Here is a 13,979-nt window from a genome sequence, read left to right on the forward strand (position 1 = left end):
GCGTCTCTATCGCGAACAAGTACTGAGGAAGTAGGGACAGACACAAAGAACAAAACAATAAGTGTGAAGGCTGCATGGTAATCCTTGATTATAGATTCCGAGCTACAGAAGCGACGCAAGATACCTGAAATGACATCGATTACAACCTGCCGGCGTCTATGCCATCATATTTGATATTACCAACTCTCTCCGCAAGCGAAGCCGCTTTTTGCCATTTTAAGGTAACGGTCGGAATTCGACCATGATTTTGCGAAGCCTTCACGAGGGGGCTGGCGATAATGCTTCCCTAACGAATGGAGGTAGCCATGCAGATCAACCCAGCAACTCATTCTCCCGTCACAGGTCGTCCCTTGTGTTCGTGGGACACGCATGAAGACAAAGACATTCCGCTCCTGGTTCCAGAGTCGCCGCTTTTTCAACTGCTCGACCGCATTCCGGCAGATGAACGGTTTCGTATCAGCGGGATCACCCTTAGTCCGAAACTGGGCTACAACGTCAAGCTGTATTTTTCCAATGCCGATGAATTGCATAAGTGGCTCATGCCGCGGCAGGTGGTCACCAATACGTTCTGGCGGGCCCATGCATTGCGAGTAAAAGGTTTTGATCGAACCTTGGGGATCGACGATCTGCGCAAAGCGTGTGCTTTTGTGCCTCCGTTTTTGTCAGAAGACGATCTGGAGGCTTCTGAGGATGGCTACGCTGTCGGGTTTTGAAGATTTCATCCATGACCATGCGCAAGTGCGAATCGATGGCAAAGAATCCATCGGGTTTGTGACGGTGCTTCCGATGGTGTACCAGGAGGTGTTGGCGCCGCGTCGAGGTCGGACACCGGGGATGCAGTTGGACGTGGATCGTGTTTTCGACCAGCTGGACCAGGCCAAGGTCCGCCAGCACGACACCCTGTCGGTTTACGCTCAAGCTCGCGCACTGAAAGCGGTGCGGGGTGAGATGCGTCTGGTGGTCTGGCGCGAGGTACCGATCCGATGGCAGTCGATCGAGCTGGATGGCCAGCACGTGCGTCTACCGGACTGTATTGAGCGGCACGGCCGGATGTGGGTCATGGCCTGGCCGTGTCCGGACGGTTCGCACTTCCGCGCGCGCCGGCCGGTGTCGGCGGATCCGGAAGCGGATCTGGCGGCGTTGATTCACGACGGCCTGCGGGCGGCCGCCCGTGTAACTGTGCGTCCTGCCCGGGGGTTGTTTGATACGGTGTGATCTGACGTGAACACTGCAAATCTATACCATCATGCCAGACGGTAACCTATCACTACGGGTGCAGGCCGCCTCCTTTTACCAAGCGTTTTGACTCGGCGTGGCATGATAATAAGGATGAAAAAATAATAAAAAATATGAAAAAATTGGATCGCTGGGCTGGACGGATAGGGATGGGTTTGCGGCGGACTCCGTTGTGTTTCTTAGGAAAAGGGCATTGGCATGATGGTATAGTTTTAGTCTGAAAAGGCTCAGTTGTCGTACAATCCACCACTCATAGACAGGAAACCTGACGCATCCATGGCCATCGATTTTTACGATTTTGGTGAATTGAGCAGCGGCTTCGCCGGCTGGCGGGTCGCCGGCACGATCCGGGGAAAACGCTACCAGAAGTACTTCTCTCTGAAGAACCCACTGCCGAATGTCACTGACACAGTCTGGCGTGACTACCAAGCACTGCGAGCGCGCTACTTCGAGGCGAAAATGCTGGCTCGCTCCGCCGCCTGCCAATACATCGACTTCATCAGCACCACCCACCGCAGCACACTGCCCGGCCGCGGACTCGGCTTCCAGGGCATGACCCTGGCCATCCTGCAAAGCGCCGGTACCGAACACTACCGCTGCCAGTTTATGGTCAACCGTCGCGCCAAAACTCAGCGGTTCTGCATTAACGACACACAAACGCTGGACCAGGCATGGAACGCCGCCATGGATGCCTGGGAAACCATCAACGATGTCCGGCCCAAGGACGCTGTCCGAATCCGACGCACAAAAAAGCCCTCGCCCGAGGCCTTCAAAGCGCTGCGACGACAGATGAATGAACACGAAGGCCACAACATTCCGGTCGACGCCCTGCACCATGTGTTCGCCGGTCAACGCGAGGCCCTCAAACGCCGTAAAGCCGAACACGCACTGGGCACGCCAGGGCAACGTGACTCCGAGGCACAATGGGACAACAACGACCTCGGCGACTTCGCCGCGGCGCTCGTTTCTGAGATCGAACGTTATCGGCCCGATGGGCGCAAACGCGAGCCGGCTTGACGACGGTGCTCCTCGAGCCCTCTTGGAGCACGGATACGTTCTCCGGCCTGGTACCCATCACAACAGAGGCGGTTCAGTTGGCGTGCTGTGTCCAACTTCGACATGTCCATTTTGTTCTCTATCGAGCTGAAAAACTCGACACGTTCGGTTATGCTCTGACCACACATCACCAATGTTGATAACGGTCATGAACGCTTCTAACGCCAAACACGCTGAGCCTGGATTCTTCGATCGCCGCGCGGCGAAAAAAGACGCCGATCGTATGGCCGAATATCGGGATCCTGAGTACGCCAAAGGCATGGACCAGCTTTTTGGGGGTGCAGTCAAGCCGCCGGAGCGCGGCCGATTGCGTTTTTGAAGGGCGTCCTGCTCTACCGGATTTATCGACCAATCCCTTTATTGATCCGTAGCAGGCACCATTCGCGGCATTCCTCACCTAAGGAACGCGCACAGAGGAACGTTGGATACCTATTTCCTGTGTTTCAAGCAGTGGGCAAGATACATGACGCCAACCAGGGCGACGGGCGTCAGACCCAGGATAAGCGCGGTGTCCCGAGACAATTCCATCTATAATGCCCCTTACAAACATCACGAAGACAAAACCGGGTGTTTCAGCTGCGGCGCAAACCCGTGCAAGAGGTTTGCAGCAACCCTTGCACGCTAGTTCACATCCAGTTTAACCATCCGACCGTCATTTTGAGCCACATAGACATCACCACTGATGGCATACGGCAATGACATCCCGCGTTCTTGTGCGTTCACCTGGTCGTAATAGGTCCGAAGGTTCTCATCGTGATTTTTGCCGGCATTGCGGCGCATGTCACGAAGCTTATCTGCGGTTGTAGCCATCTTTTCCTCTTTCGCTGACAAGGGTTTTGAAACGCTCCGGCTGAGTCTCGGGCGATACACACGAAGACCCGCGGCGTTTCCTCAGTTACCTTGTCTTTTTTGATGTCGTACTCCTCCACTACAGCCTATTCATATCTCCGTTTATTGACCAGTTAAACGTTCGCCTACCATGTTGGATTGGGCAATGTGCACAGGTGCAGCCCATCGCCTGCCGGCCCAATCAACTATCGCCCCCATGCGCCACCGAAAGATCGTCTTCAGCCACGCTGGCGGCATTCGCAAAGCTGACCAAAATACGCGACAAGCCCCGTACTAAAAGTGCGGGGAAGGATAGCGCTGGGAAGCGCTATCTGGAGGAACAGTTGGGCGTAAGCTCGGTGAAGACTCACACCATACAGAATGCGCTCAATCGGTTGAGAGGATGGTGTTTATCAGCGGTTTCACCGGGGTGTTACGAGTTTGAAGATGCAAGATTTCGTGATTGGATCGCTGAACATTGCAGGCCTTAACTGGCCAGCCAACCAGGGCGGGTTTCGGTCTCGTTCGCATCGATCGGCCGGTGGCCGGCACGCCACGCTAACTGATGGATATCGATGATGGATTGCGCAACTTTCGCGCTATCGATGGCATCGAGTCGCACTGTAGCCGTTACGGTTTTTGGCCCATCCATCTCAGATCCAAGCGGAACGAGCTTGAGAGTGAGATATGCATCCCGGTAACCAGGAGCCTCCCCATACGTTATGAACTTTGCCTCAAGCTCTACGGGTTCGCCGTCTTCTGCGAAATCAACAAATCTCTGGTCAGCCTCTTGTTTCTTGACTTGGCGCCGGGTCTGCTCCACATCGTCCAGCTGAGCCGCGACTCGCTTCGATGCTTCGGGTATCAGCGCAGACCAGTCCGGACCTATCCGGTCCAACGCTTCGGGGATTGTCATTCCGCGATCAGCCAGAACGGCATGGTCATTGAGGATCAACGCCGCAGCGAGCGCTTCCCCGGTAGAGAGTGTTCCATAACCTTTTCGAGCCGCAGCCAAAGCGCTCGAAACCATTTGGGTTAGATTATCCATGTCACTCCTTTATCGACGTAAGACGCGATAGTGTGGCTACGCCTCGAATTCCTACATAGCCCCTACTTAGGCTCTTTAGTCCCATCAATCTTCAGTGCCGCTTTATCAAAGGTGTACAGTGGGTACACTGACAACGTTTTACTGATCCCGTATCTCTGGGATTTATTCAGAATCAGTGCATCGGAAAAATCGGCTCGTTTGGTTTTTCCATTCACCTTTATGGGCTTGGCATTAACAAAATCATCTAGGGCGCACCAGACTGCATGGCCATCTTCCCACACGACATTCGGCTCTTCGGTTAGGCTGTGCACCACTTCCGCCAGTGCCTCCCTGGAGAGCGCATACCGCTTACCTCGAAGCGTCCAGATAGTCTCCACTAACACCACATCGGTGATTAGGATTTTCTCTGACCCCAGGAACAGGCTGCTTGCCTGTGCCGACTGCTTCGCCTCATCTTGCAGCAGATAGCGGAGTACCACATTTGTATCAACGGCAATCATCAGCTAACAGCACTCTCAAGAGATTCTTCATCGCTCACCTGGTCATTGACTGGAATCCCTTTAAGCAGTCCACTGGCAGCTCCTTTGTGCTTAATAACTATAGAAATAACACCCTTTCGACTGACAAAGCTCTCGTACTCATCGCCAGGCTGAATGCCTGCAATGGAGCACTGTTCAGCAGGAAGAGTCACCTGTCTTTTTTGGCTGACAACTGGCATACGAGACCTCTTTACTCTGGAATATAGGTAAATCTTATCGCCGCTTTACTACGAACGCAAAGTAAAGCGTGTGGGGCTAGCGGCCCGGCAAACTGCAAGCAGGGGGCATTTCCATCATTTGAAGCCGCCCATATCCGTCAGAATTTTCTGGAACTGGGCCTCGTGCTGATCGTGGGGCAGTCTTTTTCCGCACAACGGACAATACCTGTGGAGGCTCATGTGGCCGGGATGTCTGATCTCATACCGGTGAGTGTGCGCGTTGAAAAACTGGACACGCTCGATGTAATCGACGATGGCCGGGTCATCCATTGATGTAAAAGAGACTTGACCAAAACCCGCGACAAGCCTCGGCACTTCAGGCCGGGGAAGGATAGCGTGGCCACTGAAAGTGGCCTATAATACTGTATATTTGAACAGTAATGGATGAGCTGGATGAAACGCCTGCAAGCCTTCAAATACGAACTCCGGCCTGATGGTCAGCAACAGCGCCTTATGCGCCGTTTCGCTGGCTCCTGTCGGTTCGTGTTCAACAAGGCGCTGGCGTTGCAAAAGGCTCGCTACGAGCAAGGCGAGAAGAAGCTCAATTTCGCAGGACTCTGCAAGCAGATCACCGAGTGGCGAAACACTCCGGAAACCGTCTGGCTCGCGGAGGCTCCGGTTCACCCACTGCAACAAACACTGAAAGATTTGGAGCGGGCCTACACCAATTTCTTCGCCAAACGGGCTGAATTCCCCCGCTTCAAGAAAAAGGGGCGATCGGACAGCTTTCGCTACCCAGACCCCAAACAGATAAAGCTCGACCAGGCGAACAACCGTCTGTTCCTGCCCAAACTGGGCTGGGTGCGATACCGCAACAGCCGCGAGGTTCTGGGTACGGTGAAAAACGTAACAGTGAGCCAGTCGGGTGGCAAGTGGTACGTCAGCATCCAGACCGAGCGGGAGGTGGAAGCGCCGATCCCCAAGGGAGATGCCATCGGCATCGACCTGGGCGTCGCCCGCTTCGCCGCCTTTGATCGCCCCTTGCCCGCGTTTGAGGGCGAAGACCACCTCAAACCCCTCAACAGCTTCAAGAAGTACCGAGATCGGTTGCACAAAGCGCAACGGGCGCTCAGTCGTAAAACCAAATTCAGCAACAACTGGAAGAAAGCGAAGGCCAGAATCCAACGGATTCACGCCCAGATCGGCAACGCCCGTCGAGACTACCTGCACAAAGCCACGACGACCATCAGCCAAAACCACGCGATGGTTACATATAGCACATGAAAGTGCGGAATATGTCGAAGTCAGCGGCCGGCACACTCGATCAACCCGGGCGCAACGTCCGGGCCAAATCCGGTCTGAACCGGAACATTCTGGATCAGGGTTGGTTCGAGTTCCGGCGCCAACTGGACTACAAGCTCCAATGGAGCGGGGGTTGGTTGGTGGCGGTACCGCCACGCAACACCAGTCGCACCTGCCCGGCCTGCGGCCATGTGTCGGCGGACAACCGCCGAACACAGTCACAGTTCCACTGCGTGGAATGTGGCTTTGAGGAAAACGCCGACACCGTTGGCGCGATCAATGTTTTAAGGGCGGGACACGCCCGGATAGCCTGTGAAGTGAGTGATGCAATAAAGTCGCCAGCAGCAGGAACCCACCGAAGCGACTCAGTAGCGGCTTAATGCCGCCGCTGAGCGCCGTAGGAATCCTCGGCATTCATGCCGGGGAGGATGTCAACGGTAACTCCGATCTCATGATCGCAGTTGGCGTCGATTTGTTCGTGCATGGTGACCTCCTGCGCCCGAATTGCCATGTTTCCGTTATTAATTACCTGCTGGGGCTTCGATCGCTCTATGAGGCTTTAGTCTTCGTCGAAAGCGCACATCCAACGAAATCACCAGACAGGGCCGAAAACCGCCTTGCTGTTCGCGTCCTACGGTCGGGCATACGCCCGAAGATACCTGTCTTCACACCCAGTCTTCGTAAACGAGATCAGGAACACGAGAAAACTCACGAACATTATTCGTTACTAGGGTGCAACCCGTTGCGATTGCATGTCCCGCGATGGCCGTATCGTTAGGGCCAATGGGGGTGCCAGCTTTGCGAAGCTGGCTCATCGCATTGACTGTCGCGTCTACCGCCTTCTGATCCCATGATAGAACAGCGTCAACTCGCTCTACGAATTCATCAACCAAAACCTTGTGCTTGGCCGAAGCTTTTTTGCCGATTTGACCATAGCGCATTTCTGCATACGTAATGGCTGAAATGACAATTTGGTTACCCTGCTCAACCTCAATGGTCAATCGTTGTAACACTGACGCTGGACGCACTCGCATGATGTATGAGCAGATACAGGTATCGAGCATGTACGTAGTCACAGATGAAACCTGCTTTCATCACTCGCGACCACAGGGCGCTCATCAAGGAACTCGGGGTCCGCTTTCGGGAGATTAGCAAAAGAAGCCCAAGATGCCCTAACAGGGCGAAGAGTGATTACGTCCCCGTCTCGCGAAATTTCAAGCTCTCCAACGCCGGAATAGGCCATGTCAGCAGGTAATCGCACGGCCTGATTTTTGCCGTTTTTGAAAATAGAAACAATCCGCATCTTTTTGTCTCCATTATGTGGATAACAGAGGCAATATAGCACCAAGGCGGGCGCATATGCAAGGCATATGTCTATGGAGAACTAAGGCGGATTCCAATTATTGTTTAGTTGGCCATCTGCACATCAAAACGGTGACGGACCAGGGCTATCGTCGTTTTCCTCTGCTTCGTCCAGATGGTCGTCTATATTCGTTTCTGGATCATGGGTCTCAAAAAGGTGATCTTGGCGTTCAGGTTGACAACGTCCTCCCGCCACGGACTCGCCGTCCTTCTGGTCGCCACCGCGCCCCTTTGCGGTTCTGGAAGTAGAGTGAGTTTCGGTCTGCCACGGTTTCGATACCTCAATTCTGAAGTCAGGCGAAAGTGTGCCCCAGTGCTCCCGCAGCAATGATTTTTGACGTTCGTTCAGGGGGAGGTCACGGATTTGCTTAGGCCAAACATCCCGAGCTTTTTCCATCGCTACTTTGAGGTGCGGCTTTACTGCGCTCCAGCTGATATCAGCTTTCTTTGCCCAGCGCTCAAAGGATGCCATTGAAAGGTGCTTCCAAACCTTCGTTTTATCCATATTAAGGGCGTTTCCGTCCTCATGAACGTAAGGCTTGGTGAATACAATGTCGTAGGCTGGTGCCAGTTCGGGGTGCTGCTGATCGGGATAGATCAGGCTCCAATTTTTAAGGTGGGCATCCCCGTTGCCAAGAAGGGTGTTTACCAAGAGGCGGCGCGCCATTTCCTGCGCGTCCCCAAGCCGATCCCGTGAAAACATCCCCAAGGCCCTGGCTACCGACTCGTAGCTCTGTCGGCTGTACTTGTCGTGTGCATACTGGCCAAACACTTGGGCGAAATCCTCCGCATGGATTCGTCCGCCCGGGCTACGGTCAAAGCGCCGGATCGCATAGGCCCACTGTTCCTTCGGGAGCGCAATTGCGGGGAGGTTATCAAGGTCAGATAGCGGAACGAGCGCAGTCTCCGGTACCATGATCCCCATGGACCTTGCCAGCTCCATCATAGAATACTCATTCGCGGGTACGTCCGTGTGAATGGTGGATGGTGTTTTGACAATCCAGTCACCGTTTCCGTCGCCGGCACCTATGTTGAATCGACCGTCTTTCTTCGACGAGGAAAATTTAACCTGTACCCCGGCCAGCGAAAACGTCTGTGCCAGGGCTTTTGCATCAATTTGAACAGGCTCCGCTGGCAGCCCGCCAGCCAAAGCCCAGCCCGGTATTTCTCCGGCTTTAATCGGGGTTGCAATAAGGGCACCAGGGAGATCCTGTCCCACCCATGCGAACAGTGGAAACTCATTGTCTGGGTGCGTCTTCAGAACTTTCGCCATGTGACTGCGCATCGCGCCTTCAGGCAATAGGTTGGAGAGTACCGGAGGAAGGCGTTGCGAGCAGGCAAGTGGCTTTTCAAAGTATCGGCTGCTCGCGAGCTGCGGCAACGTAAAAGTCGGCCGGTCCTCGGGCTGGGCAACAACGTAGGAAGGATCGAAAGTTAACATATTTCGCCCCCTCGTATAATGAGCCAGGATGCCGATCCTCCGGCCATGAAGGCTAAGACTGAGTGCGGCGACCGATTCTGCAGGTCCTAATGCCATTATGCCCCCCCATCTTCTTCATCAAAGATCGATTTCCAGATGCCTTGCGTCGGGTCATAATCGGCGGCGGTCGCCTCCATCTCTTTCCCTAACAGCGCCTTTTCTACCAGAGGTAGATCGTTTCTTGGCACAAGGACCATTTCAAGATCCAGAGTGTCCAGTACGCGGAGCAGCGTAGATACCATCAAGTCCGAACCGGCCTCAATTTTTTGGTAGTGCTGCTGCGTCATGCCTGCCTTCCGTCCTACGACCCCTTGGTTCGGACGGCCAACCGCGTGCCGACGTGACTTTATGTTAGGCCCAAGCCATGAAAGGCCGGGCACACGAAAACAATTCATCCTACACCTTTCAATATGTATTTGCATCACAATACACACCTCGATGCGTTCCGGCAACCCAGTTCTCGAATTCCAATGCTAGTTTTGCTTACTCTTCTTCAGGCTCAAGAGCGCCGGTCAGGGAAAAAGTTATCGGTGGTTGCCGACCGCTCATCTGCTGATGTTCTAGCTGCCGGAGGATATCCATTGCCAGCTTGAAAGCTCGCTGAGGGTCTTCAATTTAAACCTGGATAAAGTCCTGCCAATGGGTCTTGCCATCGACAACTGTTTCGCCTTTCCCAACGATCAGGTTTTGGTAATTTTGACTCTGTGAACTCATGCTTTCCCTCGTTCTCACAAGTTGTTGACCAACCCACAACCGGGCGCAACCCCATCAGACAGACCTTCATGGGGATCTTCAGGTTTGCCCAAAGATCATCTCCGAAGACCCATCCAAGGTCTCCTTCACCGACCGCCAGTGCGGCATAAACCGGTCCAGTAGCCCATAAAAGCGCGAACTGTGGTTGTGCTCCACCAGATGACACAGCTCGTGCAGCAGCACGTAGTCGATGGCCCGCGTCGGTGCTTTGATCAGGTGCGGGTTGAGTAATATGGTCCCTTCCGGTGAGCAACTCCCCCACTGGGTTTGCATCTCGACCAAACGCCAGGCTGGCGCCGTCGTTGTCCAGGGCAGACTCTCAACCATCAGATCAAGCCGGCGCTGGAATACCTCAACGGCACGATCCCGGTACCACTGGCGCACGGCTTTCTGTATCTGCTCCGGGTGTAGCTCTTTGCCTTGCACCCGTAGCTGGCCGCCGATCAGTTTGCAGGAGCTCTTGCGCTGCTCTGGGGCCTGGATGACCTTCAGAACATACCGCCGGCCCAGGTACAGCATGCTCTCGCCGCTGACCCATTGTCGCGGTCGGACATCTCGGTGGCGCTCCGCGATATCGTCCAGATGTTTGAGGATCCACCGAGCCCGGCGCTGGACCGCGGACTTGATGTCCGCCAGCCGGGCATCCTTCGGGGCGTCCACCTGCACCCTGCCATTGGGATGGACGTGCACCCTGATGGTTGCCTTCTTGTGTTCAGGCACATAGCAGAGGTGGTACCGGAACTCCCGGTCACCGTACTGGGCCAGGTACTCCAATGGTTGTTCGTCCTGGCAGGACTCGACCGAGGTCATCAACGGGCAACTCCGTTTCTCAGTATTTGCACCACTTCATCGAGCATGGCCTTGGCCTTATCCAGCCCGATCAGGGCGAACAAGCGGGGCAGCAGGCTTTTGCGGACATCCTGCTCGATGCCGACGGGGTTCAGAGAGTTTTCGGCCACAGCCCGGTTCACCACCTGGTCGATCTCGAAGGCCTCTTGTATGAGCTGCTCACCCTTTTCCGCTTCCAGTGAAGCGAACGCCTCGCCAAGCACCAGCTTAAAGGCGCCATAGTAGGCCTGAGCGTGCTTGTTGCCCTCGAACCGGTCAGTGGGCAAATCCGGGACTTCCCGGTCCTCCACCATAGCTTCCAGATCGCTGAACAGCCTGAACTGGGCTTTGTAGTCGAACATGGACTCCGCTTTCTCGATCGCCTCCTTCAGCAAGGCTGAGAACACCTTCTTGGCGTAGGGATCGTCGCCGAGTTTTTCCTCGATGGTCTTCCTGGTGCGGGTTTTGATCTTGTCGGTTTCGTTCTTGGTCTTTTCCTCTGACCAATCTTCCGGCTTGTCATCCACTGGGTCGATGAGCACCGGCTCGTCCCCGGGCGTGACATCCACGCCGGTAACATAGCGGTCAATGAGGTCCCGGATCTGGCCCTCATAGGCAGAGTAATCCACCGTCTCCTGAGCATCCATACGGACGATTTTACGCAGCTCAGAGAACCACTTCAGGTCCGCTTTGAATCTCCGAATATCGGCCTCTGTAAAGGCTTTATCCTCGAAGAAGCTCTGTGTCGATAGCGCCGTCTTCAGGCACATGCCGAAGTTGGTGACCGCCTCGTAGAAGTCTTCGCGCAACGCCTGGCGGGTATCCACTTCCACACCGTCGGGGTCGGACTCGTATTTCGGCATGAACACCTGGCGGTACTCCTCCTGATCCAAGGTATTCCGGATACCAGCAAAGAAGCTCCACAGGCGATCGCGCAGCGCCGGCAGTTTTTTGTACTCCGTGTCCACGTTGGCGTAGAGACCCTCGATGTCCTCCACGGCAAACCCGCCCTGAGTCTGGTCTTCAAAGTTCTGATAGTCCTTAATCGCGGTGTCCAGCTCTTTCAGAATACCGCGGTAATCGATCAGGTAACCGAACGGTTTTTGCGGATGCAATCGGTTCACCCGGGCGATGGCCTGAATGAGGTTGTGGCCTTTGAGTTGCTTGTCGATATACAGCACCGCGTTTCTGGGCTCATCAAAGCCTGTCAGGAGCTTGTCGACAACAATCAGGATGTCAGGGGGGCCGTCGGTGCCAAAGTCCTCGATAACCGCTTTCTCGTAGTCCTGAGCCTCACCCGTGACGTTCTTCTTCCACCAGTCCTGGACCAGTGGCAAATTGGTCTCGTCGACATCGGTGTGGCCCTCCCGGGTGTCCGGGGGTGAGATCACAATGGCGCTGGTGACCAGGCCCAAGCTGTCCAGGTGCTGTTTGTAGCGGATCGCGCTGAGTTTGCTGTCGGTGGCCAGCTGCCCCTTGAGCTCCAGCCCGGCCTTCTTGAAGTTCTCGCTGAAGTGCACGCTGATGTCGAAGGCGTTGAGCTTGATGCGGTCCTGGGCCGTGTAGATCTGGCCCTGCTGGGTGTATTTGCGTTTGAGGTCGGCCTTTTGATCGTCTGACAAGGACGCGGTCACCTTTTCGAACCAGGTATCGACAGCTTTCTGGTTCACATCCAGTACGGGCTTGCGCTCCTCGTAGAGCAATGGCGTTACAGTGCCGTCCTCAACCGCCCGCTTCATGGTGTAGGCGTGGATGATGGCCCCGAACTTCTCTGCCGTTTCACTTTTCTCGTTTTTCAGCAGCGGCGTGCCGGTGAACGCGTTGAAGGAGGCGTTGGGCAGCGCCTGGCGCATGCGTTGGTGGTTCTCACCGCCCTGACTGCGGTGACCCTCGTCGACAAGAACCACGATGTTGTTCGACGGGTTATAGCACTCGGGCTGTTTGGCGGCCGAGGCGAATTTGTTGATGATGGTGAAGATGATTCGTTCATTGCCATGGCCAATGCGCTTGGCCAGCTCCTTGCCGGATCGGGTTTTCGCCAACGCATCCCCGCTTTTCTTCCCGGCGATGTCGCTGCCAAAGGCGCCACCGGTCAGGAAGGTTTTGGACAGCTGCTTCTCCAGATCCACTCGGTCGGTGACCACGATGACCCGGCAGTTCTTCAGGGCATCGCTGAGCAACAGCGCCCGGCACAGGTACACCATGGTGAAAGACTTGCCGGAGCCGGTGGTGTGCCAGAGCACGCCGCCCTTGCGCTCACCACTGGGCTTAAAGTCGGAAATACGCTCCAGGAGGGCTTTGATACCAAAGGCCTGCGGGTACCGGGCCGCGATTTTGCCGACCTTGCGATCGAACAGAATGAACAGCTGGATGAACTCCAGAAACCGGTATCGGTCCAGCAGCCCGACCAGGAGACGATCCTGTTCGGTGGGCATGACCGCCTTCGACCACAGCTGCTCGAAGTAGGCCCGCATCCGCGGCGGCTTATCCTGGAAAAGAACAGTCTTGTCCAACTCGGACAATGACCGATTCTTGATACCCTGCACATACGCGTCGTCGAATTCTTCGTCTGTCCACTTGGACCAGAACTTCAGCGGGGTATGGGTGGTACCGTACCGGCCGTCGTTGCGGCTGATCGCGAACAGCAGCTGGGCGAAGGCATACAGGTACGGCACTTCGTCGTTCTTCTGGTTGCGCAGATGCTGACTGATGCCCTCCTCAACCATGTTCTTATTGGGGTTGCCGGAGGCGGCTTTCTTGGCTTCGATGACCGCCAAAGGGATACCATTGATGAATGCGACCACATCCGGCCGGCGGGTGTGGGTACCCTGCGTGGACAGCACATCCATTTCTTCGGTGACGTGGAACTCGTTGTTGTCCGGGTTCTCCCAGTCGATCAGGTGGATCGTGGGCTGGGCCTTCTTCCCGCCGATGAACTCAGTCACGGTAATGCCGAGAGTCAGCATGTCGAACACGGACTGATTAGCGTCCATCAGGCCCTGGGCCATGGACGGCGTTGTGACTTCACGAATGACCTGGTCAACTGCCTGGTCAGAGAGTGGGTACCACTGCCCCTTGAACTCGAATTTGCGCTGGCGCAACACCCGCTCGAGCACCGGCTTCATCACCACTTCCCGCTGGCTGCCCCGCAGGGCCATGCACTCCGGCGCCGGCATAAACGTCCAGCCCAGGTTGATCAGCGTGGCCAAGGCCGGGATATGGCTGGCGTGTTGTTCGTTGCTTTGGGGTGTTGCGTTCATCGTTACTGCCTTCCGTTAGCGGATACCCATTGCAGGCGAAGCGGGCCCAGAAATGAAAAAACCGCCAAGAAGGCGGTTTTTCCGCCCCGAGCCGATCGCAACTGAATGCGCCTGCAAGGGGAGAGTCGT

14 protein-coding genes and 1 pseudogene are annotated in these 13,979 nt (G+C 55.4%); 5 read left to right on the forward strand and 10 right to left on the reverse strand.

Annotated elements, in window-relative coordinates; translation table 11 throughout:
- Positions 1 to 305 precede the first annotated feature (305 nt).
- The 4 genes from MLC70_RS14905 to MLC70_RS14920 all read left to right on the forward strand — a co-directional run bounded on the left by MLC70_RS14905 (position 306) and on the right by MLC70_RS14920 (position 2,611).
- The gene (locus tag MLC70_RS14905; protein ID WP_248185108.1) at positions 306 to 713 is read left to right on the forward strand and encodes a hypothetical protein; all 408 of its coding nucleotides are present in this window, start codon (positions 306 to 308) and stop codon (positions 711 to 713) included.
- Entirely contained in the window at positions 691 to 1,215 is a 525-nt protein-coding gene (locus MLC70_RS14910) for a hypothetical protein (protein ID WP_248185109.1), read from the forward strand. The genes MLC70_RS14905 and MLC70_RS14910 overlap by 23 nt, the downstream gene beginning before the upstream one ends.
- Before the next feature lie 297 nt (positions 1,216 to 1,512).
- Positions 1,513 to 2,253 (forward strand): hypothetical protein, encoded by a 741-nt coding sequence (locus tag MLC70_RS14915; protein WP_248185111.1) that lies wholly within the window; start codon positions 1,513 to 1,515, stop codon positions 2,251 to 2,253.
- Positions 2,254 to 2,440: 187 nt separating this feature from the next.
- On the forward strand, positions 2,441 to 2,611 hold the full coding sequence (locus MLC70_RS14920) for a hypothetical protein (protein WP_248185114.1): 171 nt from the start codon (positions 2,441 to 2,443) through the stop codon (positions 2,609 to 2,611).
- A gap of 302 nt (positions 2,612 to 2,913) precedes the next feature.
- Here the strand turns inward: MLC70_RS14920 and MLC70_RS14925 are convergent, their stop codons facing one another.
- From MLC70_RS14925 to MLC70_RS14940, 4 genes are all read right to left on the reverse strand, one after another.
- The gene (locus MLC70_RS14925; protein WP_248185115.1) at positions 2,914 to 3,102 is read right to left on the reverse strand and encodes a hypothetical protein; all 189 of its coding nucleotides are present in this window, start codon (positions 3,100 to 3,102) and stop codon (positions 2,914 to 2,916) included.
- Positions 3,103 to 3,607: 505 nt separating this feature from the next.
- Positions 3,608 to 4,168, reverse strand: coding sequence for a hypothetical protein (locus MLC70_RS14930; protein WP_248185118.1), 561 nt, complete (start codon positions 4,166 to 4,168; stop codon positions 3,608 to 3,610).
- 62 nt (positions 4,169 to 4,230) lie between these two features.
- Positions 4,231 to 4,668 (reverse strand): type II toxin-antitoxin system VapC family toxin, encoded by a 438-nt coding sequence (locus tag MLC70_RS14935; protein ID WP_248185120.1) that lies wholly within the window; start codon positions 4,666 to 4,668, stop codon positions 4,231 to 4,233.
- The gene (locus MLC70_RS14940) at positions 4,668 to 4,886 is read right to left on the reverse strand and encodes an AbrB family transcriptional regulator (protein ID WP_248185122.1); all 219 of its coding nucleotides are present in this window, start codon (positions 4,884 to 4,886) and stop codon (positions 4,668 to 4,670) included. The genes MLC70_RS14935 and MLC70_RS14940 overlap by 1 nt, the downstream gene beginning before the upstream one ends.
- Positions 4,887 to 5,318: 432 nt before the next feature.
- Between MLC70_RS14940 and MLC70_RS14945 the strand changes: the two are divergent.
- Positions 5,319 to 6,547 (forward strand): annotated as a pseudogene (locus tag MLC70_RS14945) (RNA-guided endonuclease InsQ/TnpB family protein).
- Between the two features lie 285 nt (positions 6,548 to 6,832).
- Here the strand turns inward: MLC70_RS14945 and MLC70_RS14955 are convergent.
- The 6 genes from MLC70_RS14955 to MLC70_RS14980 all read right to left on the reverse strand — a co-directional run bounded on the left by MLC70_RS14955 (position 6,833) and on the right by MLC70_RS14980 (position 13,850).
- Positions 6,833 to 7,243, reverse strand: coding sequence for a type II toxin-antitoxin system VapC family toxin (locus tag MLC70_RS14955; protein WP_248185128.1), 411 nt, complete (start codon positions 7,241 to 7,243; stop codon positions 6,833 to 6,835).
- A complete protein-coding gene (vapB, locus tag MLC70_RS14960; protein ID WP_248185129.1) occupies positions 7,240 to 7,470 on the reverse strand; it encodes a type II toxin-antitoxin system VapB family antitoxin in 231 nt (76 codons plus the stop codon). The genes MLC70_RS14955 and vapB overlap by 4 nt, the downstream gene beginning before the upstream one ends.
- A 123-nt stretch (positions 7,471 to 7,593) precedes the next feature.
- Entirely contained in the window at positions 7,594 to 9,066 is a 1,473-nt protein-coding gene (locus tag MLC70_RS14965) for a type II toxin-antitoxin system HipA family toxin (RefSeq protein ID WP_248185131.1), read from the reverse strand.
- Positions 9,066 to 9,296, reverse strand: a complete 231-nt coding sequence (locus MLC70_RS14970) for a hypothetical protein (protein WP_248185134.1) — start codon at positions 9,294 to 9,296, stop codon at positions 9,066 to 9,068. The genes MLC70_RS14965 and MLC70_RS14970 overlap by 1 nt, the downstream gene beginning before the upstream one ends.
- A gap of 505 nt (positions 9,297 to 9,801) precedes the next feature.
- Positions 9,802 to 10,572 (reverse strand): M48 family metallopeptidase, encoded by a 771-nt coding sequence (locus tag MLC70_RS14975; RefSeq protein WP_248185136.1) that lies wholly within the window; start codon positions 10,570 to 10,572, stop codon positions 9,802 to 9,804.
- Positions 10,572 to 13,850 (reverse strand): type I restriction endonuclease subunit R, encoded by a 3,279-nt coding sequence (locus MLC70_RS14980; RefSeq protein ID WP_248185138.1) that lies wholly within the window; start codon positions 13,848 to 13,850, stop codon positions 10,572 to 10,574. The genes MLC70_RS14975 and MLC70_RS14980 overlap by 1 nt, the downstream gene beginning before the upstream one ends.
- Between the last annotated feature and the right edge of the window lie 129 nt (positions 13,851 to 13,979).

Source organism: Marinobacter goseongensis (assembly GCF_023156235.1).
GTDB lineage: Bacteria > Pseudomonadota > Gammaproteobacteria > Pseudomonadales > Oleiphilaceae > Marinobacter > Marinobacter goseongensis.